Genomic DNA, 22,226 nt, shown 5'->3' with positions numbered 1-22,226 from the left:
AGCCTGACCCGCGAACACACCAAACCCGCCGTGGCACCCACGGCAACACCGACGCGCCCACACCCAGCGCACCTCACCTCTATTTTCGGATTAGCAGGGCCTCACTCGAAATTTCCCTGCCGGAATGCAATTCCGGCGCGGGAGCGGCGTGGGAGCGGCGCAAAAGTGGCGTGAGTCAGCCGTAGGGGTCCGGTTCGTGGAACCGGTTGATGATCGGGATCCGCTCGATGATCCGGTCCCGCAACCGGGGCTCCGGCTGCGGGTAACTGGGCACCTGGGCGGGCGGCGGCAGCACCGGAGGCACATAAGCGGGTTCCGGCGCGGGCGGCAGATAGTTGGGCGGCGGTGGCGGAGGCGCATAGACAGGTGCCGGCGCGGGCGGAACGTAGGCAGGCGCAGGAGCGATCGGCTCCTGGTACACCGGCGGCGTTGCCACCGGGGCGGCGGGCGGATCGACCATCGGCACGGCGTCGGGTACCGGTACTGCGACCGCGACCTTCTCGGCGACCGCGGGATTTTCGGGCGGGGGCGGTGCGGCCGGTTTCGGCGCGGCCGGCGCCGCCGTCACCGGCAACGGCGCGGCCTCGCGGACCGATTCCTCCGAGCGCGCCATCTGGGGCACCTCGGTGTCCGGGGTCAGCGTCATGCCGAGCGCCACCGACAGCGAGACGACGAACGTCACCACCGCGGCGGCGAGCACCCCGGCCAGGGTGGCCGTCGGCGAGAACCGGCGGTGGGCGGGTGCAGCCTGGGCGTCGAGGATCGACACCGCCGAGGCGGACGCCAGTGCCGCTCCCCTGGCCAGCGCGAGGTTGGCCTCGTCGGCCGTCACCACCGGTGCCGACGTGCGCTGCTCGAGTGCGGACACCACGGCGTCGAGATCACCGGAACCGACCACGAAGACGGCGTCGGGAGACAGCCCGTCGACATTGCTGAGGGCCGCGGCATCGACGCGGTCGGCGATCACCCCGTCCGGCGTCACTGCGGCGACGACGGCCGCGCCCGGTTCGACGACGCACACCACCACCCGCTCGTACCCGGCGATGTCCGCGATACCGCAGGTCAGGGCCTCCGCGGCCTCGACGTCGGAGACCGCGATGACGTTCTCGACGTGGCGGTCGGTAAGCGCCTGCCACACCGCGTTGGCGGTCGCCTCGGCCGAGCTGGTCCAGGTGAGCCCGATGGCGTGAATGCGGCCCGCGTCGGCCTTCTCCCACAGCCCGCGCAGCAGCCCATCTGCGTCGAAGGACTCGTCGACGCCGATGGGGAGCGAGCCTCGGTCGAGGGTGGCGCCGTCGCCTGTCGTGCCTTCGACGAGCACCCAGCGCACCGATGACGAGGTCATCGACAAACCGAGTACGAGGTTCATGAGCGAGTCCCCGATCTGTTCGCGATCAACCGACGACATTACCGCCAGCGGTCATGTGGGCGCATCCGCCTGTCGAGACCGGCTCAGGCGGGCCTGCGCGCGAACTCCGTGGGAGAGCATCCGGTCAGCCGGGTGAACGCGGTGGTAAAGGCGTTGGCGGACTGGTAGCCGACCCGGCGGGCCACCTGCGCGGTCGACAGGTGTTCGGTGCGGAGCAGATCCTTGGCGAGCGCCACCCGCCACTCCAGGAGGTACTGCATCGGCGGCATGCCCATGGTGCGGGTGAAGCGCTGGGCGAACACCGCGCGGGACACCGCCGCCGCGCGTGCCAGCTGCTCGACGGTCCACCCCTTCGCGATGTCGGCGTGCATCTGGTGAAGTGCCGGCGCCAGCACAGGGTCGGACAGCCCCGCGATCAACCCCCGCTGCCCACCCCCCAGGGGCGGTGCCGCGTGCACCCGCACGGCCTCGATCAACAGCACCTCGACGAGACGCTGCAGGATCACGTCACGGCACACGCTGTCGGTGTCGGCCTCGTCGGCGATGAGCTCGACGATCCGGCTCAGCCGCGCCGACCCCGGCGCAACCCGGCGTACCAGGAGAACCTTCGGCAACAGGGAGACCAGAAGGGGCGCGTTGACGGGATCGAACCGGAAGTACCCGCCGAGCATCCGCATAGAGACCGGCTCCGACTCGGAGCCGTGCCGGGTGTGCCGAGCGTGGTCCAGTGCGGCGAAGGTGGGCTCCATGTCGCGGTTGGCGCCCAGCGTGAACTCGGGCGTCTCGGGGAACAGGAGAAAATCGCCGTGCCCCAGGTCGATCGGGTCGAGGCCCTCCGGTTCGAGCACGCACGACCCCTGCAGCATCAGGCAGAAGGCGGGATCGCCGTAGCGGGGCTTGCGGACGCTCCATTCCCCGCCCCCGGTGACGATCTTGGACAGCACGGCCTCCGGTCGCAGCAGTGACATCAGCTCTTCCATCGGACCGGGGTCGTTGGCGACTCCCGCATCTGGCGCGCCCACATGGCAACGCTAACGGAGACAGCGCCGGTCTAGCTCGATTCGGCGAGTGCCACGGCGTCGGCACCGGCGGCGTAGCGCAACCGGTCCGACGTGTCGGTGGCGGCGTGATAGACGACGTCGGCGACGTCCTGCGGGGTGGTCACCGCCCCCGGCGCCGCGAACGCGTTCATGATCGGCGCCGCGAACGGTTCGTACTCCGGCGGTATCAGTCCGACGAGCCGTTCGGCCCCGTTGCTGGCGAACCCGGTAGTCGGGCCGTATCCCGGCTCAACGAGTTTGGCCCGGACGCCGAAGAAGTCGAGCTCGAGAGCCAGCGACGCGATGAACCCTTCGACGGCCATCTTGCTGGCGGTGTAGGCCGCTGCCAGCGGCATCGCGGTCAGCGTCACACTGGAGGTGACGTTGACGACGACGCCCGAACGGCGCGAACGCATCTGGGGCACGACGGCCTGCGTCATCGCGATGACCCCGAAGGTGTTGGTCTCGAACAACTCTCGGATGGTCTTCATCGGGGTGGCCTCAAAGGCGCCGACTGCACCGATGCCCGCGTTGTTGACGAGGACGTCGATGGGCCCCGCCGTCTGCACTGCGGCAGCGATACTTTCGGGCTTGGTGACGTCCAGGGCGGCCACGTGCATGCGTTCGGAACGCGGAAGCAGGTCGGGCCGCGGGGTCCGCATCGTCGCGATGACGTTCCACCCCTCGTCATGGAAGCGGTGAGCGGTCTCCAGACCGTAGCCGGAGGAGCAGCCGGTGATGAGCACAGTTTTCATGCTTCGAAACTAAGTTCGCCTGCGCCCGTGGACAAGACGGCAGCGTCCGGGAATGCTTCGCGATCGTCTTGCGGCGTCTCCGGGTGAAACGCTAGGCGCTCACCCGCAGCGGCGGAGACGCCGGTGCGGTCGGCCGGCCGCCGCCGTGTGCGGGCGCCGAAACCTGTTCGCGCAGGGCCGCCAGGGACCGGGCCAGGAGGCGCGATACGTGCATCTGCGAGATCCCCAGCCTTTCGGCGATCTGGCTCTGGGTCATGTTCTCGAAGAACCGGAACATCAGCACGGTCTGCTCCCGTGCGGGCAGGGCCGCCAGCAGAGGCCGGACGGTTTCGACGTCGACCACCTTGTCGAGGTTCGCGTCGACGAAGCCCACGCTGTCGCTGAGAGATCGCCCCTCGTCGTCGCCCACCCCGTAGCCGGGGGTGTCGTACGACAGCGTGGAGTACGCGCTGGACGCGATCTGGGCCTGCACCACCTCTTCGCGATCGATGCCGAGACGTTCGGCGATCTCGCTGGCCGTGGGCGCCCGCTGCAACTCCTGGAACAGTTCTTCGCGGGCCTTGTTGAGCTGAGGCCCGAGTTCTTTCATCCTGCGCGGAACCTTGACCGACCATCCGTGGTCGCGGAAGTACCGGCGAACCTCACCCATCATCGTCGGCACGGCGAACGCCAGGAACTCCGCGCCGTGCTCGGCGTCGAATCGGTTCACCGCCTGCACCAGCCCCATCCTCGCCACCTGGACGAGGTCGTCGCGAGCTTCCCCGCGGTTGCCGAAGCGCCGCGCGATGTGGTCTGCGAGCGGCAGGCAGCGCGCGATGATCGCCTCCCGCTGGCGCCGGTACTCGGTCGATTGGTCGTCCAGTGTCATCAGGTGTCGCAGCATGTCGGTGACATCGGCATACTCAGAGTTCGGGCTTGAGGTCATCGGTACGTTCTCCATCCGCCGGTCGACTGGGCTGGCTCGGAGCTGAACCGGGTTACGCGGGTCTTGCTGGGATCAGGACTACTCGGCGCGCTCGGTTTGGCGCTTCTGCTTCTCGACGTCGACGAGTTCTTCGACCCGATCCGCCTGGGTCCGCTTCATGTCGGCCTCGGTGCGCTTGTCCTGAGCGTCGTCGAGTTTCGACTTGGCGGCCGCGGCCGCCTTCTCCTCGCCCGCACGGATTCTGGCCTGCTCGTCGCGCCTGGCCGCCTCGGCGGCCTTCACCCGTTGCGCGGCCGCATCGTCGGCCTTCTCTTTCGCGGAGGCGGTGCGCTTCGCAGCCGCCTCTTCAGCAGCACGCTTTTCCTCTGCGGCGGTGGACTTGGCGTCCTCCACCTCACGCTTGGCCTCGGTCCGCGCGTTACGCTGCTCGTCGATCGCCTTGTCGCTCTTGGCTTTCAGATCCGAACGGGACTGCTCACGGGCCGCCTTGGCGGCGTCGTCCAGATCGGCCGCATGGCGAAGCGCATCACTGCGCTCGGCGAGGGCGTCGCCACGCTCTGCCAGACGCGGGTCCCCGAGCGCGCTGCCGACGGCTGCGTCCATCAATCCCAGCGAACGCTCGTAGAACAGCCGCGCAGGCGCCTCCGCGCCCATCCGGGCGAACACGTTCTGCTCGATCAGTTGAAGTGGCATCCGCACGATGCGGTACTGGAAACGCAGAACCGCCAGTGGGGCGTCGATGATTCTCATTGATAACTCCTGTGTCTTCCGGTGCTCAGGGCAGGTCGGCTTCGCGGGTCAGTTTGTCGGCCTCGCGCCGAATGCGATCGGCTTCGGCCTCGGCGTTCGATGCGGCCTGCGCCACGCTGATATGGGTTTCCGCGGCATCGGCGACTTCCTCGGTGGCCGCCGCGACCTCGTCGCGCTCTTCGGCCTTGGCGTGCTGGATCTTGGCCTGCGCGTCGAGTTCGGCGCGCGACTTCTCCCGCACCTCTTCCTGGTGTCCGATCTGCTCGGCGGCGCGCTTCTGCGCAGCCTGCTGGTCCCGCACGGAGTTCTCCACGGCGTCGGTCTTGGAGTTCACCGCGGTCCGCTGCTGTGCGCTTTGCCGGCGCGCCGCGTCGGCCTCGGCCTTGGCCTGCTCGGCCTCCGCATCGGCAACGGCTTCGACGCTGTTGGCCGCTTTGCGCTCTTGAGCCTGGGTCTGCTCGAGTTGCCCCTCGGCGGTCAGGGAGTCGTTACCCGTGACGGCGCCTGCGATCTCCTTCGCCTTGCCTTTCACCGAGTCGATCAATCCCTTACGGGCTTCGTCTGCCTTGTTGTGCTCAGTCATCTGAGTCTCCTCTTGGCGCTTGCGACAACTCGGAAACGAGTTGTCCGGTGGTGTGTAGTGATGCGGCGCGGCTCAAACCCGGACATGGCTCGACAGCGTGGGAAATGGCGACCGTGAAAGTGGTCGGCCATGGCGACCGGGACGAATCCTGCGGACCAGCTGCTCTAGTCGTGAAGCACTGTTGCCATGACTTGACCGAACAGCTTCAACTCGCGGGACTACTGGTACCCGCTGGTCACCATTCCAAACCTCGCAGGCCGCGGCGACCGTCGTCTCGGAGGAGACGCCGGAAGGGTCAGACACGCGTCGGCGTCTGACCCTTCCGGGCGTTCCTGTACGTCGTGACATCGGCTGCGACGGCAGAGGCGAGCTACTTCTTGAAAGCGTCCTTCACCTTCTCGCCGGCGTCCTTGATGCTGGACTTCGCCTGGTCGCCACGGCCCTCGTTCTCGGTGTCCCGATCGCCGGTGGCCTTGCCGACGGCCTCCTTGGCTTTCCCGCCGAGGTCTTCGACCTTGTTCTTCGCCTTGTCCGTACCGCTCACAGCATCTTCTCCTACTTCGCGTGGCACCGGCCCGTGTGGCCAACGCGCGAGACCGTTGGGATACCTGGTGGAGCGGACATCGAAACGTGGCGCGCCGGGGCGGGCCTGCTTGGCCTCAGCCGGCGTGCAGGTGGGCCGAGCGATCCGAGTGCTCGGACAGCCACTGCCGTTCGACCCGTTTGACCCTTTGGTGCTCCAGGGTGATCAGCAGCGCACCAGCCGTCACCAGTGCCCCGGCGACCAGGGCGAGGATCAACGACAAGGTGCTGTTGCCGTAGGCCGTCGCCGCCACCGTCCCGGCGATCAGGACGGTGCCGACACCGATCAGGATCAGACCGGGCAGCCAGAGGGTGTCGATGAAGGATTCACCGGCGTGCGGTTGGGTGGTGCGGGCATGGTCCACCGGATCGTGGTGCGCGCCTTTCATCGCATCTCCTTCCTGCAGAGATACCTCCAGGCTACGCCTGCTGTGAACTGGATCACAGTGACGGAGGAATGACGCCCTACATCCAGGCGAGGATGCGTTCGGCCAGCTCAGGGCCGCAGTCCTCCTGGATGAAGTGGCTGCCCCGCAACCGCGCGTGGGGTTGGCCGGCCGCGCCGGGGACGTGCCGGATCAGCGGCGTGTCGGCCCCGCCCAGGATCGGGTCCTTGGCCCCGAAGAGCGCCAGGAACGGCTTGTCCCAGCGGCCCAGCGCTTCCCAGGCGGCGCGGTTGGCGGGCACGGCGGGATCGTCGGGCGAAGTCGGCACCAGTTGCGGAAACGCCCGAGCCCCGGCCTGGTACCGCTTGTCAGGGAACGGCGCGTCGTAACCCGCCCGCACCGCGGCGGGAACCTTGGTGACCGTCCCGACGCCGACGAGCCGGCCGGCGCTCAGCCACGGTGTGTACTTCGCGAAGGCGCGCCAGATCCGGAATGCCGGCGGCACCCCGCGGTCGGCGGTAGGCAGGAAACCGTTGGCGACCACCACCCGCGCAAACCGTGCACCCTGCTCGGCGACGATCCGCAGCCCGATCAACGAGCCCCAGTCCTGCACGAAGACGGTGACGTCGGTGAGATCCAGCGTCTCGAACCACGACGTCACCCACTGCACGTGACGCAGGTAGGTGTAGTCACCGATCGCGGTCGGTTTGTCCGAGCGGCCGAACCCGATCAGATCGGGTGCCAGCACCCGGTGGCCGGCTGCGGCGAGCGGCGGGATCATCGTGCGATACAGGTAGCTCCACGTCGGTTCACCGTGCAACAGGACGACGGGTGCGCCGTCGCGCGGCCCCTCGTCGAGGTAGTGCATCCGCAGCGCCGCGGTGTCGGCGGCCGCGACGTCGACGTAGTGCGGGTCGAAGGGATAACCCGCCAAGTCGGTGAAACGGGAGTCGGCGGTACGCAGCACGTCCATGACTCACCGACGCTAGTGCGCATTCTCGGTCCGACGCAGGCGGTCGCGCGCAATTGTTTGACCCCCGATGCTGCTGAGTACCCTTACCGCAGGTTGCGGGGGTCGCGCAGCGTCGCTGTTACTGGAAGGTGAGTGTCGATCGATGGGTTCCGCCGAACGGCTCCAGCAATGGGAGTCCCGTAGCGAGTGGATTCTGGCCGCCGTGGCGGTCACGTTTCTCTTCGTGTATTCGCTGCAGGTGCTCACCACTCCCACCCGCCCGGTGGGGGACCTTCTCGGCGTCACCATGACGGTGCTGTATCTCGCGTTCGTCGGCGACTACGTCGTCCGGCTCACGTTGGCGCCGCAGCGTGCCTCGTGGTTCTTCCGGCATCTGTTCGACCTGGCGGTCGTCGCGCTGCCGTTCCTGCGCCCCCTGCGGTTGCTGCGGTTGGTGGTGCTGGTCAAGGTGATGCACAGGGCGGGCGGCGACGCGATCCGCGGCCGGGTGGCGGTCTACACCGCGTTCAGCGCGATTCTGCTGGTCTACGTCGTGTCGCTGGCAATGCTGGAGACCGAGCGGTCCGCCCCCGACGCGACGATCACCAACTTCGGCAACGCGGTCTGGTGGTCGATCACCACCATCACCACCGTCGGGTACGGCGACATGTATCCGGTGACCGTCACCGGCAGGGTGATCGCCGTGCTGCTGATGATCGGCGGCATCAGCCTCATCGGTGTCATCACCGCGACCGTGGCCTCGTGGATCGTGGAACGCGTCGCCGAGGAGGATTCCGCCAACCGCGCCGCCACGGCCTCCCAGATCGACGATCTGCGCGACGAGATCCGGCAGCTGTCCGCGCAGTTGGAGATGGGGCAGGACGACCGCGAAGGAGCCTGGTCGCGCCGCTGACCGACCCGGTCGGTGTGGTCCATACTGAGCCGATGGTGGGCGGAGACGGTGAGCCGCTGTCCGATGAGGACGCGCGCATCCTTGGTTTGGAATCGCCTGCCATCACGGGTCACACCCTCAAGCTGATGGTGCTCGAATCAGCTGATCGACCGCTGGATCTGGACCGGCTGCGCAGCGAGGTCGCGGACCGGCTCGCCGGGCAGCCGCGGGCGACCGAACGCGTCGTGGACGACGCGGACGGGCCACGGTGGGTGCCCGATCCCGCGTTCGACATCGACGCCCATGTTCGGCGGCGCGCCACGTCCGGGCCCGTGACGCGCGACGCGCTGTGGCGCAGCATCGGCGAACTGATGGCCGAGCACCTCGACCACCGGCGTCCGCTGTGGACGTTCGATCTGATCGGGCCGCTGACCGACGGCCGGGAAGCGATCGCCGCCCGAATCCACCACGCGATGGCCGACGGGATCGCCGGCGTGCGGTTCCTGGACGCGGTGCTGTTCGACCCGCGTCGTCCCGACCCGCAGGCACGAGTCGCCGGTGTGCGGGGCGCCGCGACCCCGTCACGACTCACCGAAGCTCGCCGGATGCCGGAGGCGGTACTGCGCGAACTCGGCAGGCCCGCGGCACGTTCGCCGTTCGACCGTCCCGTCGGCGCCGCCCGCGAGCTCGCCTTCACCGTGGTGCCGCTGACGCAGTTGAAGGCGATCGGCGCTTCGCGGCCGCAGCACGCCACGGTGAACGACGTGCTGCTCGCGGTGGTGGCGGGCGGCCTGCGCGGCTGGTTGCGCGAGGGCGGGGCGGCGCTGCATCGGCTGCGCGCCCAGGTGCCTGTCAGCCTCCATCACCGCGACGAGTCCGCAGGCGATCTGGGCAACCGGGACTCTTTCATCAACGTGGATCTGCCACTGGCCGAACCGGATCCGCTGACCCGGCTCGACCTGATCCGGAGCGAGACCGCACGGCGCAAGCAACTCGGCGACGCCGACGAGATGTTCGATCTCTTCCACGCCCTCGGCCGCCTCCGGCACCTCGGCGCGGCCGCGCAACGACTCGCAGGCAGCGCGCGGGAATTCAGCGTCGCCGTCTCCAACGTGCCCGGCCCGTCGTCGTCGGTGGGCGTCGCCGGGCGACGGGTGGTCCACCTGTTCTCCTCGTCGGAGCCGGCGCTGCATCACGCGCTGCGGATCTCGGCGATCTCGTGCGCCGGCGACATCGGGATCGGGTTGTGCACCGACCCGCACGCGCTGCCCGACGTCGCCGGTCTTGCCGACGAACTCGAGACCTCCTTCGACGAGTTGTGCACGATCGCGTTGGGTGATGACACGATCGGGACGAGAATGAACCCATGAGTTCGAGCACCGTGACGTGCCCGCAGTGCGGGCGGCGCAACCGCGTACCCTCCGGCGGCCGGGGCAAGCCCCGTTGCGGGCAGTGCCAGCAGTGGTTGCCGTGGATCACGTCGGCCGGTGACGACGATTTCGCGGATGTGGTGGAGAGTGCCTCGGTGCCGGTGCTCGTCGACCTGTGGGCGCCGTGGTGCGGCCCGTGCCGCATGGTGAGCCCGGCGCTGGAGCAACTCGCCGGTGAGCGCGCCGGCACGCTCAAACTCGTCAAGATCGACGTAGACACCGCGCCGGGTCTTTCGCGACGATTCGACGTGCACGCCGTTCCCACGCTGTTGCTGGTGGATCGTGGCCGCGTCCTGGCGCGCCAGTCCGGTGCGGCTCCGGTAGCCGCCCTGCGCAGTTGGCTGGACCAGTCCCTGGCGAACTAGCGGAGCGTTCACGGCGGCGGCAGCCCGCCTACCGAGACGTGACGGACGGCAAGATCCTGCGGCTCAACACCGACGGCACCGCACCGTCGGACAACCCGGCGCTGGGAGTGGGCGCACTCCCCTACATCTATGCCTACGGCCTGCGTAATCCGTTCCGGTTGACGTTCACCCCGACCGGTCAACTGCTGGTCGCCGATGTGGGCGCGGCCTCCTTCGAGGAAGTCAACCTGATCACCGCCGGAGGCAACTACGGCTGGCCGAGCGCCGAAGGTATCTGCACCACCAACTGCTCGGGAAAGACCGATCCGATTTACACCTACCCCCGAGGCGGCGGCGCGGCCATCACGTCCGTGCTCGTGTACGACGGGGCGACGTTCGGCCCCGACTACGTGAACAAGGTTTTCATCGCCGATCTGGTGAAGGGGTGGATCAAGGTGCTGACATACACTCCGGAGTTCACGGCATGCGGCGACGCGGTGGACTTCGACCCGGAGGCCGGTACGACCGTCGTGCTGGCCCAGGGCCCCGACGGCAACATCTACCAGCTGACCTATCAGCCGGGAGCGCTCGTGCGCATCGCCCCGGCGGGCAGCACGTCGACGGCGGTCCAGGTCTGACGCGCCGAAGCTCATCGCGGCATCCGGGGAGGCTTGCTGGAGAGAAAGCCCTCGAGCTCCGCGATGAACTGTTCTGGATGCTGCAGGATCTCGCCGTGGCCGTACCCGGGGAAGGCTCTCTCCTCCAGCTCAGGAAAGTACTCCCTGAGCTTCGCGATGCCCTTGTCAACGAGTCTCTTCTCCCGGCTTCCGTACCAGCAGGCGACGGCAATGTCTGGATAGTGCGTCGCCGGCGGCAACATGTCGAAGAACGTCAAGCCTTCTCGGCAACCGTTGGTGAGGGTCGTTTTCGAGGCACCCTTGTACAAGAAATGATCCCGCATCTGGGGAGTCAGCCCAAATAGCCTGAGCAGCAACGCATAACGACCCCGCGCCGCGCCGTGCACCATGGTGGCCGTCAGTTTCGCTATCGGAAGGGTCAACACTCCGAACGACGGCCTGGCAGCTCCGTCCAATACCAAGTGGTCGACGTGGACCTTCTCGCGAATCACCATCGACATGGCCACCGTGCAGCCCAGCGACGCGGCGTAGAGCGCGTCCAGGTGCCCGTCGAACTCGCGCCGAACGAACTCAGCCGCCGATGTCGCCGCCGCGGCACTCGTGGAGAACTCGCGGCGCTCGTTGGGGTCATGGCCGTCCATGCCCACAGCGATGACATGGTAATTCGCCGCCAGACGGGGGATCACCGCACCGAAGCTCTGCTGCCAGGTGGTAGCCAAGCCGTGAATGAGCATCAGGCGGTGAGGGTTCGCCGTACCGAACTGATGGAACTGCATCTCCGATTCCTCCCAACACGCGGACCGACCTCTGACCGATGCTTCTTGTCAGTGAACCACTTCGGAGTACACCTGCCGGAACTTCCCGCTGCGCGGATGCAGTTGCGGCCCCTCCGAACCTTTTTCGATGATCACCGGGCCCGCACCCTGCGCGGCGAGGTAGTCCACCAAGCGGGTACGCAGCGCATTCCACACCGCCGGCTCGTCCTGTGGCCGCGTGACGGACAAGCGCACCAACATTGTCGACGGTGCGGTCTGGATGAGCTGACAGCTCGCCAGGCCCGGCGTCTCCTCCGCGACCGTCACCAGGGGCAGCGGGAGAATTCGGATCGCTGCGCCCTCGGCGGATGGAAACACCAGGACGTCGCCGGTGCGCCCCTCGACGCTGATCTGCGGGAAGGGGCTGCCGCACGGGCACGGAGTCGGGCTGATCGCGATGCGATCCCCCATCTGATATCGGATGATCGGCTGAATCCGGTTGGCAAGGTTGGTGATCAGCACGCCATCAGACATCTGCCCGGGCGGTGTCGGCCGGCCATCGGCGTCGATCGGCTCGACGATGTACCAGTCGCTGTTGAGATGCATCCGGTGGGCGGCGCATTCGAACGTCAACCCAATAGCCTCGGAGGAGCCGTAGTAGTTGGAGACACGGCATCCGAACGCGGCCGAGATCCGTTGCCGCGCCTCGTCGGTGAGCGTCTCACCGGCGGCGGAGACGAAGAACGGTCGGATGTGCAGCCGGCCAGCAAGCTGCTGTCGCGCCAACAGGTCCAGCGCACTGGGGTAGCCGCCCAGTATCACCGGGGAGAACGCATTGAGTTCGTCGACCAACTCGTCCTGTGGCGTCAGCGCCGAAAACAGCCGCTGGGTCTTGGCGCGCCACGGCATCGCTTGATGGCGCCGGGCGATCATCGTGTTCCCGAGATAGTGCCCGCCGGTGACGAACACCGCCGCCATCCTGCCCTTGCCGCGCAACAGCGCCCAGACCTGTCGCGCCGACAAGACCGTCCTCATGGACCGGACGTACCCCAGCACGTTGTAGACGGTGAGCGCGCGACGATCGTGGAGCAGGATCGCGGGGGTGCCGGTCGCACCGGAGGTGGTGCAGACGACGTAGCGGTCGAGAAGGTCGTGGCCGATGAGGTTTGGGTCCGCGATGAAGTCTTCGGCCTTCTTCCTCGACACCGCCGGATCGGTGATCCACTCATCGAAGTGAGCCATCATCTCCGCCTTGGTCAGCGCGGGCATTTGATCGATGTGCGTGACGTGGGCGGGCACGCTTTGGTAGCGGCGGGCGAGGTACGGCGAGTGTTCGCGGGCGAAGGCCACCAACTCCTGTAATCGATCCGATTGACGTCGCGCGATGCCCGCTTCGCGTTCTCGTCCCGCCTTCAGCGCATCCCATGACACCCGAACGAAAGTGGTGATTGCGCGCATCTTGTTGTCCGTCATGGCCGGCTACTGACCAGATGCCGACTCAGGAACTCGGCTCCAGCCGAGCTGATCTCCTCGAACAACTCCCCGATGTAGACGTCGAAGTGCCCTACGGGATATCGGCGGATCTCCACATTCGGCATGAGTGATGCGATGCGCGCGGCGAATCGAGGCGAGGCTTGCAGATCGTTGTCACCTAGACACATCAGCACGGGCATGTGCAGCTTCTCGGCCGTACCCGTGCAACAGCGTGGCAGCGCGAACAGCATTCGCGGGGCTAGCGAATTTCGCCAACCCACGCATTCACCTCCGTGCGCGTCGAACGCAACCTTGGCGTCCGACTCGGTGAAGACCGCCACCTCGCCGGGAGCGGCCACCACAGGCACCAGGCAGGGGTCCCGTCCAAGTTTGGCCCCCAACAAATCTCGGACCGCCGCGGCGGCGAACTGAAGTGTCCGCGACGTCACGTCCCAGTTCAGTCGCTGGCGGAGGGTGCAACCCCGGTGCCGCCGCACACCGCGCCCCGTCGGAGTCGAAGAACACTCCTCGGGCACTGTCATGTTCATCCCGTCCCACTCAGCGGCGTCGTTTCCCGATACTGGCCTCCCGACACAGCCGGTTTCCAGAACCGACTGGACGCATGTCCGGTGACCTTGGCCTCTACTGGACGGCGTGGCCGGGGGCGATCGTGCTGTTATGAGTAGGCATCCGCCGTCCGACCTCGAAGCGGCGGCCGAGGCCGCAGCGGCATCGGGATATCCGGCGCTGCAGTTGGAGGGTGTGGGCCGCACGTACGGCTCCGGGCCGGCGGCCGTCCAGGCACTCAAGGATGTGGATCTGGTAATTCGGCCGGGCGAGTTCGTCGTGCTGCTGGGCCCGTCGGGTTCCGGAAAGACCACGCTGCTCAACCTCGTCGGCGGAATCGAAGAGCCGTCCGAGGGGCGGGTCGTCGTGGCGGGCAACGATATCGAGACGTTGAGCGCAAAGGAGCGCACGGCATACCGGCGTGACAGTGTTGGTTTCGTCTTTCAGTTCTTCAACCTCGTCCCCACGTTGACGGCGCTGGAGAATGTGGAGATCATCGCCGAACTCGCCGGCGAGGATCCCGCCCAGCGCAGCCGCGAGGCGCTGGACAAGGTCGGGCTTTCGGAGGTGGCCGACCGGTTTCCCGGTCAACTCTCGGGCGGCCAGCAGCAGCGGGTGGCCATCGCCCGTGCGATCGTCAAAGAACCGCCGCTGCTGCTGTGCGACGAGCCGACGGGCAGCCTGGACCTGGCCACAGGCCGACAGGTGCTCGCGGTGTTGAGGGCACTCGCCCGCGAGGGACACCACACGGTGCTGCTGGTGACGCACAACTCCACGATCGCGTCGATGGCTGACCGCGTGGTGTGGCTCCATTCGGGAGCGGTCACGCGGCAGGAACGGGTGGAGGCGCCGGTGGAGGCGCGAGACCTCGAATGGTGAGTCGGATCCTGCTTCGCAAACTGCGCAGGGACCTGTGGCGCCAGCATTGGCAGTTCCTCGCGGCGGCGGCCGTGATCGGCATCGGCATCGCAGTGTACGTGGCAGCCACCGATGCGTATGCGAATCTGAAGCAGTCGTTTGACCGCGCGTACGCAGTGCAGTTGTTACCGGATGCCGTCATCAGCGGGCCCGGCGCCGTCGACCTCGGCGATGCTGCCCGCGGACTTCCCGGCAATCCGGCGGTCGAGGTTCGCCAGCAGAGTGATGTGGGGATACGCATCAACGGGCACACCATTTTCGGCCGCGCAGTCAGCGTGCCCGCCGCACGTCAGCCGGTCGTGTCCCAACTGGCGTTGCGTTCCGGTGAGCTCCCGGTGCAGGGTGCGGTTCTCGTGGAGGAGCACCTCACCTCGCATTTCGGGCTGCGGCCGGGTGACACCATCGACGTGCTGGGGCCGACGGGCTGGCGCACAGTAGGGGTTTCCGGGTCGGCGTTGTCCACCGAGTACTTCTGGCCGGCCCGATCGCAACAGGAGATCATGACCACGCCCGAGAATTTCGGCGTGGTGTTCGTACCGGCACCGGACACACCGCAACTCATGCCGGAGCCGACAGATCAGCTCCTGCTGTACGCGCGCGACCGGAGCCAGGCACCGGAATTGCTCATGGCGGCAACACAACTGGCGAACTCAAAGGGAATGGTGCTCACGTCGAGGGACGAGCAGCCGTCTTACCGCGCCCTGCAGGACGACGTCGACGCCGTCGGTACGTTCGCGAGGTTGCTGCCGTGGGTGTTCCTGGTGGCGGCGGTCGTAGGAACCTACGTGCTTCTGTCCCGCCTGGTCGCCGCGCAGCGCGCCGTCATCGGCACGCTGTCGGCGAACGGCATGTCCGCACGGACTGTGCGTGCTCACTACCTGACCTTCGGGGTCGCGGTCGGCTTGGCGGGCGCGACCGTGGGCCTGTTCGGTGGCTACTTCCTCGGCGGCTGGTTCACCACCCAATACACCCAGGCGCTGGGGCTGCCGCTGCGGGTGACGTCGCTGCATGCGGACAACCTGGTCGTCGGCGCATTGGTCGGCACGCTGGCAGCGGCGCTCGCGGCATGGGCTCCTGCGCGCGCGGCGTCGCGGATGAGTCCGGCCGAAGCGATGCGAATCTCTCCGCCCGCCTCTCGCGGGGGCGTCAGCGTGCTCGAGCGTCTGCTTCCGCCGCTGCGGCGGATGCCGGTGCGGTGGCGAATGACGTTGCGGGGCATTACCCGTAACCGGCGGCGCACGGCCCTGACAGTCGTTGGTGTGGTCATCTCGGTCTGTTTGGTGATGGTGTTCGCGGGCCTGCGCGACACCGTCAGCAGCGTCATCAACCGCCAGTACGGCGGGATCGAACTTCAAGACGCCCAGGTCATCGCCGCTGCAGGTGCCGCCGATTCGGTAGTTGCCGCGGTGCGTGCCGACCCGCAGGTGGCCGCGGCCGAGCCCTTCACCCGCCTCGACGTGACAGTCGAAGCCAGGGGTGACCGGTACGACACCCTGATGGTCGGGCTACCGCAGTCCACCGAGATGCACCGCTTCACATCCGGGGGGTCGGCCGTGAACCTTCCCTCTCATGGTGTGCTGCTGGGCCAGGGCCTGAAGGATGAACTCGGAGTGGCGGTGGGCGACCGCGTCACAGTCACCGACACCCAGAACGACATCCGCATCGAGCAACCCGTCGTGGCCTTCGTCGACGAGCCGATGAGCCCGGTGATCTACATTGCGCACGAGCAACTCGCGACGCTGTCGCCCGACACAGGCGTAATGCTGAGGCTGGCTCCTGGCGCGTCGCAGGAAGCGGCGCGCAAAGTGGTGAGTGCCGTGCCCGGAGTGGTCGCCTACCTGTCAACGGAGTCGGTCAAGACCACCATCCGGGAGGCATTCTCGCTTTACGACGCGCTGGTCGGCCTGATGCTGGTATTCGCGGCGGTGATGGCCGCCGCGTTGCTCTACAACGCGATGTCGGCCAATGTGGGTGAGCGCACCGGCGAGTTGGGCAGCCTGCAGGCCGCAGGGATGGAGGCGCGGCTGCTGAGTCGACTGGTCGCGGGCGAGAACATGCTGCTGGTGCTGCTCGGCCTGCCGGTCGGCCTGCTCGCCGGGACGTGGCTCGCCGACTGGTTCATGTCCACGTACGAGACCCAGGGCTACGTGTGGCACCTCGACATGCAGTCGACGACCCCGCTCATCGTCGCGGTGGCCGTGCTGATCGCCGCCCTGCTGGCTCAGATTCCCGCGTTCCGGGTGATCGGCCGGATGGACATCGCGAAGGTGGTGCGTGAGCGATCGTTGTGAGCTGCTCCCTCACCGACGTATCAGGCCGGTGCCCGCGGATCAGACATCCTCGCCAAGCGTCCGCAGCAGGACGCACCACGCGACAAGGCCCCCCAGGACACCGCAGTATCCGGCCTTCAGGACCAGTAGCCCCCAGAACGGCATGCCGACCACGCCGATCACGTCCAGCACCCAGAACGCCAGCACCGCAGCCACGGCCGCACTCGCGCCAAGCAGCAGACCCAGAACCCCGGCGCGGCCGGGCAACCGGGCCAGCACGGGCGCGACCCGCATCGCGGTGATCTTTCCGGCCGCCACCTGGTGGTGCACACCGCGGGCGGTGAAGAGCGCCACCAACACCGACAGGATGATCGAGGTCAGCACCATGTTGAGCACCACCCCGTCACTACCCCAGAACGGTTGAAACCCCTTGCTGCGGTTGAGACCCCATTCGATCAACGGGTTGAGCGCGGCGTTGACGAGCGCAGCGCCGCCGATCTGGCCGCGGATGTAGGCCCTGGTTTCGGACGCGGTGCCAGCCACGCTCAGGCCTCCCCGCGGTCCGGTGGCGGCCGGAAGAGCGCAGCAACGTCACCTGAGGCGAATGCGCTGCGACGCTGGCGAGCGACCTGCTGCAGATAGCTTTCGACCGTCTCGGGTGTACTGCAGTATTGGCGCCACAACTGTTTCGGCGCCTCCGGAAAGGCGATGATGCCCTCGCCGGCGGCGACGCCGTCCAGGATGATCCGCGCGGCCTCCTCGGCGGGAATCGCATCGTCCGGCGGCTCGGCCTCGACCGCCTCACCGATGAGCGGCGTGCCGAAAATCCGGCTGGCGACGTTGCCCGGGCACACCACCGAGACCCGGATGTTCTCCGCGCCAAGCTCGTAGCGAAGACACTCGCTCATGCCCACCACCCCGTACTTCGTGGTGCAGTACAGCGACTGGTAGGGAAACGGCACCAGGCCGGCCAGCGAGGCGGTGTTGACGATGTGCCCACTGCCCTGGCGGCGCATGATCGGCAGGGCAGCATGCACCCCGTAGATCACGCCCCACAGGTTGAGGTCGATGATGCGGCGCCAGTGCTCGAGCGTCGCGTCCCCGATCGGCAGCGTGCCGCCGATGCCCGCGTTGTTGAACATGAAGTCGAGTGCACCGTGACGCGACACCGCGGCGTCGACGAGATGCTGTACCTGCGGCTGACTCGTCACGTCGACAGCGGCGGAATCCACCCGGCCCGGCGGGTGGTCCAGACCGTCGACGGTCGACGCCAGCCGATCGGCGTCCCGGTCGGCCAGCACCACCACCGCACCCGCGCGCAGCAGTGCTTCGCTCACCGCCAGGCCGATGCCCGACGCCGCCCCCGTGACCACGCACACCTTGTCGTCAAAGTGCTCACGGACCACGCCAACCCCCTCGCTGGCCATGCCTGACCATACGTCGGCAGATCGCGCGCCACAGCGGCATCGTGCGAAAAATGCGACCGATATCTGCGGCGTCTGGTCCCGAGCCGCGGCGGCTGCATGATCGAATGGACACCCGCGATCCCACACCTCGGGAGTGCATCGATGCCGTCGAACAGAACCCGGCCGCGTACGTCGTCACGTCTCCGCCGCCTTCTCGTCGCGGCCGCAGCGGCGTTGGTGGCCGTCTCCATACCGGCGTTCCCCCTGTCGGCCGCCGCCCAGTCGCCCAGTTTCGACCTTCAGGCCCATCGCGGCGGCCGCGGCGAGACGACCGAAGAATCGCTGCGTGCTTTTGCGAAGTCACTCGAACTCGGCGTCAGCACACTGGAGCTGGACGTCGTCGTCACCAAGGATGGGCAACCCTTGGTGTGGCACGACCCTGTGATCCAGCCCGAGAAATGCTCCGACACCGCACCCGCATTCGCCGCCGACCCGCTGTATCCGTACGTCGGGAAGCTGGTGCATGACCTCACCCTGGCGCAGCTCCGCACGCTTGATTGCGGAAAGCTGCTCGGTGACTTCTCTCGAGCCGAAGTGGTGGCGGACAACAGGATCGCGACCCTGCCTGAAGTCTTTGCCCTCGCCGATTCATACGCGGCAGACGTGCGCTACAACATCGAGACCAAGGTGGAGGCGGACAAACCGGATACGTCGGCCAGTCCACCGGAATCCGTCGACGTGATACTCGCCGCGGTCCGATCGGCAGGCAAGGTAGGGCAGGTCGAGATTCAAAGCTTCGACTGGAGAACGCTGCCGCTGGTGCGCCAGGCCGAGCCGTCGATTCCGCTGGTGGCGTTGTGGGACGAGACGACGTGGACGCCCGAGTCGCCGTGGCTCAACGGCATCAACCCCGCCGTGATCGGTGATCCCATAGTCGGCGCGACCATGGTCGGCGCCAACGTCGTCTCTCCCGGCTACTCGGTCCCGTACGGCCTGGCACCCAACGATCCGGGCTTCGCACTCGTTGCCGACAAGGCCTTCGTCGACCGGGCACATGCGCTGGGCCTGAGAGTGATTCCGTGGACCGTCAACGACGCCGAAACGATGCGGGCACAGATCGCCACCGGTGTCGACGGCATCATCACCGACTATCCCGCACTGCTGCGCGGCGTGATGGCCCAGCTCGGCATGCCGCTTCCGGCGTCTCAGAAATCGTAGTCCGGAAGGTCGATGTCGTCACGGACGCTGCCCGCGAGCAACTTCGCGAGGGGCCCGACGCTCATCGCGTTCAACGCGGCGTTACGGAACCACACGCCGAACCGGGTCCTGGCAACGAAGAACCCCAGCATCCGTTCCGCCCCGGTCTGCTTGCCGGCGATGAAGGGGCGCAGGCGATCTTCGTAGCGGCGGAACGCCGTTCGGTAATCGCCGTCAGCCCGCTGCAACTCCCCGGCCAGGACGTAGGACTCCGTCATCGCCAACCCGGTGCCCTCACCGCCGAGCAGCGAGATGCAGCCGGCCGCATCGCCGATCAGCTGCACCCGGCCCTGCGACCAGCGGTCCATCTTGACCTGGCTGACGACGTCGAAGTACAGCTCGTCGACACCGTCGAGGGCGTCCAGGATCTGCGGGCACTCCCACCCGGCGTTGCCGAACTCGTTGTGCAGCTGCTCTTTTGCTGGTCGCCGAACGTCGTCGTCGGTGGTGCGCCACACGAACAGGAACATCGTGCGATCCCCGCGCAGCGCGCAGCGCGCAACCTGTCGGCCAGGGGTGTTGTAGGTGACGTAGACCAGCTCGTCGCGCGGTCGGTAGCCGCCGACGACACAGGCAGCCACCTTGCATCCCAGGTAGTGCTCGAAGATTTCGTCGGGACCGAACACCAGACGCCGGACGTTGGAGTGCAGCCCGTCAGCACCGATCACGAGGTCGAAGTCGTCGGGTGGCGCGTGCTCGAAGGTGACCCCGACGCGGTCGTCGCGGGCGTCGACCGAGGCGATGCTGTCGCCGAAGATGGTGGCGACCTTGCCGTCGATGGTGTCGTAGATCGCCGCGGCCAGATCGCCGCGGGGCAGGCTGGTGTAGTCGTCGCCGATCATCTGCCTGAAGACATCGACACCGACATCGGCCTTGATCTTCCCGGTGTCGTCCACGGAGCGTACGGAGCCGATGTCGTAACCGGCGTCGCGGATCGCGGCCTCGATACCCATGCGACGTGCCACGCGGTAGCCGACGCCCCAGAAGTCGATCATGTACCCGCCACGGCGGAACTCCGGTGCCTGCTCGATCAGCACCGGGGTGTGGCCGGTGCGGTGCAGCCAGTGAGCAAGCGCCGCGCCCGCGACCCCGGTTCCGCTGATCGCGATCTTCATGTCCGGCCCTCGCTCAACGCCCGGGCGAGGTCACCGACATCGGTGGCGACGAGCGTCGGCTCCGCGATCCCGGGCAGGGGCAGCGCGGCATTGCCCGGGCGGGTGAGCAAGGCGGTGCTCATCCCGACGGCCTGCGCGCCGAGGAGATCCCACGGATGCGCGGCGACCATCATGGCGGCCGAGGTCGGCACACCCAGTTCGTAAGCGACGCCGGTGTAGAGCTGCGGGGCGGGTTTGAACGCTCGTTGCGGGTCGACGCTGAACTGGCGCTCGAAGTAGTCACCGAGACCCGCGTTCTGCAGCGGGGTGCGCCCGTCGGGTGACGCGGGTGAGTTGGTCAGCGTGGCCATGCGGTAGCCGAGGTTCCGCAGGGCGGCCAAACCGCCCGCGACATCGGGGTGTGCCGGCATCGTGCGCATACCGGCGGCGAAGTCACGCAGATCGCCGTCGGTGACGTTGACGTGGTGCACCTCTGCCGTCATCTGCATCACCGCGCGGCCGAGGGTGCCAAAGTCGGCGTACTGCCCCGACAGGGTGAGCGCCATCGAGTACATCACCAGCTGCCCGAACCACTCTCGCAGCACCCGGGTGTCACCGAAGATGCGCTCGAAGTGCGGTTGTAGCGACTCGATGTCGAGCAGGGTTTCGTTGACATCGAAGACCAGCACGGCCGGCTCTCGTTCGGTCATGTTCTCCCTTCCGTGACGGCGCCACATCACCGTACGACCTTGGCTCGCGCGGGCTCCAGCCACGAGGGCAACCCGATCGTCGGCCGGCGGCAGCGGACTGTCGGACCCCTCTGCGATGATCAGTACATGTCTTCGTCCGCAGCCTCTTTGGCCGCTGGGGTGCGTCCTGACCAGCGTCTTGAGGTGTTGTTCGAGGAGTTGGCGGAGTTGGCCGGTCAGCGCAATGCGATCGACGGGCGCATCGTTGAGATCGCCGCCGAGATGGAGCGCGACGAACTGTGCGGCGCCACCGGGGCGCGGTCGATCGCGGCGCTGCTGGCGTGGAAGATGGGTTCTTCGGCGACGAACGCCCAGACGGTCATCACCGTCGCGCGGCGCCTCGAACAGTTCCCGCGCTGCGTGGCCGGTTTGCGGGAGGGCCGGCTGTCACTGGACCAGGTCGGGGTGATCGCCGAGCTGGCGGGCGAGGGATCTGACGCCCACTACGCGCAGCTGGCCCAATCGGCGACGGTCGCCCAGTTGCGCACCGCGGTCAAACTCGAACCGCGACCCGACCCCGACCCCAAGCCGCCAGCACCGCCGTCGATCACCAAGACCAGCGATGACGAGTTCACCTGCTACCGCATCAAACTCCCGCACGACGACGCGGCGAAGGTCGACGCCGCCCTGCAGTCTCANCCGTCGATCACCAAGACCAGCGATGACGAGTTCACCTGCTACCGCATCAAACTCCCGCACGACGACGCGGCGAAGGTCGACGCCGCCCTGCAGTCTCATCAGGATGCGCTGATCACCGAGTGGAAACACGACCACCCCGACGGTGAGCAGGTATCCGATCAGGCGCCCCCGCTTCCGGGCACCGTCGATGCGTTCATGAGCCTGGTCGAGGCGGGCTGGGACACCGAGGCCACCCGCCGCCCCCACGGGCAGCGCACCACCGTGGTGGTGCATCTCGACATCACGCAGCGCATCGCCGCGCTGCATCTGGGCCCGCTGCTGCCCGATGCCGACCGCCGCTATCTGCTCTGCGATGCCACCTGCGAGGTGTGGTTCGAACGCGACGGCCAACCCATCGGTGCCGGGCGGGCGACCCGAACGGTCGGCCGCCGGCTGCGTCGCGCCCTGGAGCA

General features: G+C 67.5%; 24 protein-coding genes. 8 read left to right on the top strand and 16 right to left on the bottom strand.

Annotation, left to right across the window (positions count from 1 at the left end):
• Window positions 1-175 precede the first annotated feature (175 nt).
• The 9 genes from H7I57_RS21950 to H7I57_RS21910 all read right to left on the bottom strand — a co-directional run bounded on the left by H7I57_RS21950 (window position 176) and on the right by H7I57_RS21910 (window position 7,363).
• On the bottom strand, window positions 176-1,369 hold the full coding sequence (locus H7I57_RS21950) for a DUF7159 family protein (protein WP_264026026.1): 1,194 nt from the start codon (window positions 1,367-1,369) through the stop codon (window positions 176-178).
• Window positions 1,370-1,452: 83 nt separating this feature from the next.
• Window positions 1,453-2,349, bottom strand: coding sequence for an AraC family transcriptional regulator (locus H7I57_RS21945; RefSeq protein WP_264026028.1), 897 nt, complete (start codon window positions 2,347-2,349; stop codon window positions 1,453-1,455).
• Between the two features lie 71 nt (window positions 2,350-2,420).
• Window positions 2,421-3,164, bottom strand: coding sequence for an SDR family oxidoreductase (locus H7I57_RS21940; protein WP_264026024.1), 744 nt, complete (start codon window positions 3,162-3,164; stop codon window positions 2,421-2,423).
• A 91-nt stretch (window positions 3,165-3,255) separates the two neighbouring features.
• The gene (locus H7I57_RS21935) at window positions 3,256-4,089 is read right to left on the bottom strand and encodes a SigB/SigF/SigG family RNA polymerase sigma factor (RefSeq protein WP_264026022.1); all 834 of its coding nucleotides are present in this window, start codon (window positions 4,087-4,089) and stop codon (window positions 3,256-3,258) included.
• Window positions 4,090-4,167: 78 nt separating this feature from the next.
• Window positions 4,168-4,839: an IF2 family translation initiation factor gene (locus H7I57_RS21930; protein WP_264026021.1), complete on the bottom strand. Its 672-nt coding sequence runs from the start codon at window positions 4,837-4,839 to the stop codon at window positions 4,168-4,170.
• A gap of 25 nt (window positions 4,840-4,864) precedes the next feature.
• Window positions 4,865-5,422, bottom strand: a complete 558-nt coding sequence (locus tag H7I57_RS21925; protein ID WP_264026019.1) for a prolipoprotein diacylglyceryl transferase — start codon at window positions 5,420-5,422, stop codon at window positions 4,865-4,867.
• A 370-nt stretch (window positions 5,423-5,792) separates the two neighbouring features.
• Window positions 5,793-5,966, bottom strand: a complete 174-nt coding sequence (locus H7I57_RS21920) for a CsbD family protein (protein WP_264026017.1) — start codon at window positions 5,964-5,966, stop codon at window positions 5,793-5,795.
• Between the two features lie 115 nt (window positions 5,967-6,081).
• Window positions 6,082-6,393 carry a protein UsfY gene (gene usfY, locus H7I57_RS21915; RefSeq protein WP_264026016.1) on the bottom strand — a complete coding sequence of 104 codons (312 nt, stop codon included), beginning with the start codon at window positions 6,391-6,393 and terminating at the stop codon, window positions 6,082-6,084.
• Between the two features lie 76 nt (window positions 6,394-6,469).
• A complete protein-coding gene (locus H7I57_RS21910) occupies window positions 6,470-7,363 on the bottom strand; it encodes a haloalkane dehalogenase (protein ID WP_264026015.1) in 894 nt (297 codons plus the stop codon).
• Between the two features lie 142 nt (window positions 7,364-7,505).
• Between H7I57_RS21910 and H7I57_RS21905 the strand changes: the two genes are divergently transcribed.
• Genes H7I57_RS21905 through H7I57_RS21890 form a run of 4 tightly spaced genes read left to right on the top strand, consistent with a single transcriptional unit; the run spans window position 7,506 to window position 10,646 of the window.
• On the top strand, window positions 7,506-8,255 hold the full coding sequence (locus H7I57_RS21905) for a potassium channel family protein (protein ID WP_264026014.1): 750 nt from the start codon (window positions 7,506-7,508) through the stop codon (window positions 8,253-8,255).
• A gap of 32 nt (window positions 8,256-8,287) precedes the next feature.
• A complete protein-coding gene (locus tag H7I57_RS21900) occupies window positions 8,288-9,604 on the top strand; it encodes a wax ester/triacylglycerol synthase domain-containing protein (protein ID WP_264026012.1) in 1,317 nt (438 codons plus the stop codon).
• Window positions 9,601-10,029 carry a thioredoxin gene (trxA, locus tag H7I57_RS21895; protein ID WP_264026011.1) on the top strand — a complete coding sequence of 143 codons (429 nt, stop codon included), beginning with the start codon at window positions 9,601-9,603 and terminating at the stop codon, window positions 10,027-10,029. The genes H7I57_RS21900 and trxA overlap by 4 nt, the downstream gene beginning before the upstream one ends.
• The gene (locus H7I57_RS21890; RefSeq protein ID WP_264026010.1) at window positions 10,002-10,646 is read left to right on the top strand and encodes a PQQ-dependent sugar dehydrogenase; all 645 of its coding nucleotides are present in this window, start codon (window positions 10,002-10,004) and stop codon (window positions 10,644-10,646) included. The genes trxA and H7I57_RS21890 overlap by 28 nt, the downstream gene beginning before the upstream one ends.
• Before the next feature lie 11 nt (window positions 10,647-10,657).
• Here H7I57_RS21890 and H7I57_RS21885 read toward each other — a convergent pair whose 3' ends face one another.
• Genes H7I57_RS21885 through H7I57_RS21875 form a run of 3 tightly spaced genes read right to left on the bottom strand, consistent with a single transcriptional unit; the run spans window position 10,658 to window position 13,242 of the window.
• Complete coding sequence (locus tag H7I57_RS21885; protein WP_264026009.1) at window positions 10,658-11,422, bottom strand: alpha/beta fold hydrolase; 765 nt, start codon at window positions 11,420-11,422, stop codon at window positions 10,658-10,660.
• A 48-nt stretch (window positions 11,423-11,470) separates the two neighbouring features.
• Window positions 11,471-12,874 (bottom strand): phenylacetate--CoA ligase family protein, encoded by a 1,404-nt coding sequence (locus tag H7I57_RS21880; protein WP_264026008.1) that lies wholly within the window; start codon window positions 12,872-12,874, stop codon window positions 11,471-11,473.
• Window positions 12,871-13,242, bottom strand: a complete 372-nt coding sequence (locus H7I57_RS21875) for an alpha/beta fold hydrolase (RefSeq protein WP_264026006.1) — start codon at window positions 13,240-13,242, stop codon at window positions 12,871-12,873. The genes H7I57_RS21880 and H7I57_RS21875 overlap by 4 nt, the downstream gene beginning before the upstream one ends.
• Window positions 13,243-13,552: 310 nt before the next feature.
• Between H7I57_RS21875 and H7I57_RS21870 the strand changes: the two genes are divergently transcribed.
• Both H7I57_RS21870 and H7I57_RS21865 read left to right on the top strand, forming a co-directional pair.
• Window positions 13,553-14,320 carry an ABC transporter ATP-binding protein gene (locus tag H7I57_RS21870; protein WP_264026004.1) on the top strand — a complete coding sequence of 256 codons (768 nt, stop codon included), beginning with the start codon at window positions 13,553-13,555 and terminating at the stop codon, window positions 14,318-14,320.
• Entirely contained in the window at window positions 14,314-16,650 is a 2,337-nt protein-coding gene (locus H7I57_RS21865) for an ABC transporter permease (RefSeq protein WP_264026001.1), read from the top strand. The genes H7I57_RS21870 and H7I57_RS21865 overlap by 7 nt, the downstream gene beginning before the upstream one ends.
• A gap of 39 nt (window positions 16,651-16,689) precedes the next feature.
• Here the strand turns inward: H7I57_RS21865 and H7I57_RS21860 are convergent, their stop codons facing one another.
• Together H7I57_RS21860 and H7I57_RS21855 are read right to left on the bottom strand one after the other, a co-directional pair.
• Window positions 16,690-17,172 carry a hypothetical protein gene (locus H7I57_RS21860; RefSeq protein ID WP_264025999.1) on the bottom strand — a complete coding sequence of 161 codons (483 nt, stop codon included), beginning with the start codon at window positions 17,170-17,172 and terminating at the stop codon, window positions 16,690-16,692.
• Between the two features lie 2 nt (window positions 17,173-17,174).
• Window positions 17,175-18,056, bottom strand: a complete 882-nt coding sequence (locus tag H7I57_RS21855) for an SDR family oxidoreductase (RefSeq protein WP_264025997.1) — start codon at window positions 18,054-18,056, stop codon at window positions 17,175-17,177.
• Window positions 18,057-18,197: 141 nt separating this feature from the next.
• Here H7I57_RS21855 and H7I57_RS21850 point away from each other — a divergent pair, with 141 nt between their 5' ends.
• Window positions 18,198-19,253 carry a glycerophosphodiester phosphodiesterase gene (locus H7I57_RS21850; RefSeq protein ID WP_264025995.1) on the top strand — a complete coding sequence of 352 codons (1,056 nt, stop codon included), beginning with the start codon at window positions 18,198-18,200 and terminating at the stop codon, window positions 19,251-19,253.
• On the opposite strand, the gene H7I57_RS21845 is transcribed toward H7I57_RS21850, so the two are convergent.
• A complete protein-coding gene (locus H7I57_RS21845) occupies window positions 19,241-20,407 on the bottom strand; it encodes an FAD-binding domain (protein WP_264025993.1) in 1,167 nt (388 codons plus the stop codon). The genes H7I57_RS21850 and H7I57_RS21845 overlap by 13 nt on opposite strands.
• Window positions 20,404-21,096, bottom strand: a complete 693-nt coding sequence (locus H7I57_RS21840; protein ID WP_264025991.1) for a haloacid dehalogenase type II — start codon at window positions 21,094-21,096, stop codon at window positions 20,404-20,406. Before H7I57_RS21840 ends, H7I57_RS21845 begins: the two co-directional genes overlap by 4 nt.
• A 126-nt stretch (window positions 21,097-21,222) precedes the next feature.
• On the opposite strand from H7I57_RS21840, the gene H7I57_RS21835 reads away from it, so the two are divergent.
• Window positions 21,223-22,226 (top strand): 13E12 repeat family protein (locus tag H7I57_RS21835; RefSeq protein WP_264025989.1); only part of this gene is annotated, 1,004 nt, incomplete at its 3' end.

Origin of the sequence: Mycolicibacterium pyrenivorans (genome assembly GCF_025821625.1) — a bacterium.
GTDB classification, from domain to species: Bacteria; Actinomycetota; Actinomycetes; order Mycobacteriales; family Mycobacteriaceae; genus Mycobacterium; species Mycobacterium pyrenivorans.
Note: the sequence above shows the minus strand (reverse complement) of the source record. Positions and strands in the feature narration are given on the sequence as shown.

What these genes read in the sequence shown, in the direction of transcription:
- H7I57_RS21925 (WP_264026019.1), bottom strand. Translation starts at nt 5,422, where the DNA reads ATGACTGAGCACAACAAGGCAGACGAAGCCCGTAAGGGATTGATCGAC.
- H7I57_RS21950 (WP_264026026.1), bottom strand. Translation starts at nt 1,369, where the DNA reads ATGAACCTCGTACTCGGTTTGTCGATGACCTCGTCATCGGTGCGCTGG.
- H7I57_RS21870 (WP_264026004.1), top strand. Translation starts at nt 13,553, where the DNA reads ATGAGTAGGCATCCGCCGTCCGACCTCGAAGCGGCGGCCGAGGCCGCA.
- H7I57_RS21885 (WP_264026009.1), bottom strand. Translation starts at nt 11,422, where the DNA reads ATGCAGTTCCATCAGTTCGGTACGGCGAACCCTCACCGCCTGATGCTC.
- H7I57_RS21945 (WP_264026028.1), bottom strand. Translation starts at nt 2,349, where the DNA reads ATGGAAGAGCTGATGTCACTGCTGCGACCGGAGGCCGTGCTGTCCAAG.
- H7I57_RS21905 (WP_264026014.1), top strand. Translation starts at nt 7,506, where the DNA reads ATGGGTTCCGCCGAACGGCTCCAGCAATGGGAGTCCCGTAGCGAGTGG.
- H7I57_RS21930 (WP_264026021.1), bottom strand. Translation starts at nt 4,839, where the DNA reads ATGAGAATCATCGACGCCCCACTGGCGGTTCTGCGTTTCCAGTACCGC.
- H7I57_RS21850 (WP_264025995.1), top strand. Translation starts at nt 18,198, where the DNA reads ATGCCGTCGAACAGAACCCGGCCGCGTACGTCGTCACGTCTCCGCCGC.
- H7I57_RS21935 (WP_264026022.1), bottom strand. Translation starts at nt 4,089, where the DNA reads ATGACCTCAAGCCCGAACTCTGAGTATGCCGATGTCACCGACATGCTG.
- usfY (WP_264026016.1), bottom strand. Translation starts at nt 6,393, where the DNA reads ATGAAAGGCGCGCACCACGATCCGGTGGACCATGCCCGCACCACCCAA.
- H7I57_RS21880 (WP_264026008.1), bottom strand. Translation starts at nt 12,874, where the DNA reads ATGACGGACAACAAGATGCGCGCAATCACCACTTTCGTTCGGGTGTCA.
- H7I57_RS21940 (WP_264026024.1), bottom strand. Translation starts at nt 3,164, where the DNA reads ATGAAAACTGTGCTCATCACCGGCTGCTCCTCCGGCTACGGTCTGGAG.
- H7I57_RS21900 (WP_264026012.1), top strand. Translation starts at nt 8,288, where the DNA reads ATGGTGGGCGGAGACGGTGAGCCGCTGTCCGATGAGGACGCGCGCATC.
- H7I57_RS21855 (WP_264025997.1), bottom strand. Translation starts at nt 18,056, where the DNA reads ATGGCCAGCGAGGGGGTTGGCGTGGTCCGTGAGCACTTTGACGACAAG.
- trxA (WP_264026011.1), top strand. Translation starts at nt 9,601, where the DNA reads ATGAGTTCGAGCACCGTGACGTGCCCGCAGTGCGGGCGGCGCAACCGC.
- H7I57_RS21865 (WP_264026001.1), top strand. Translation starts at nt 14,314, where the DNA reads ATGGTGAGTCGGATCCTGCTTCGCAAACTGCGCAGGGACCTGTGGCGC.
- H7I57_RS21845 (WP_264025993.1), bottom strand. Translation starts at nt 20,407, where the DNA reads ATGAAGATCGCGATCAGCGGAACCGGGGTCGCGGGCGCGGCGCTTGCT.
- H7I57_RS21910 (WP_264026015.1), bottom strand. Translation starts at nt 7,363, where the DNA reads ATGGACGTGCTGCGTACCGCCGACTCCCGTTTCACCGACTTGGCGGGT.
- H7I57_RS21840 (WP_264025991.1), bottom strand. Translation starts at nt 21,096, where the DNA reads ATGACCGAACGAGAGCCGGCCGTGCTGGTCTTCGATGTCAACGAAACC.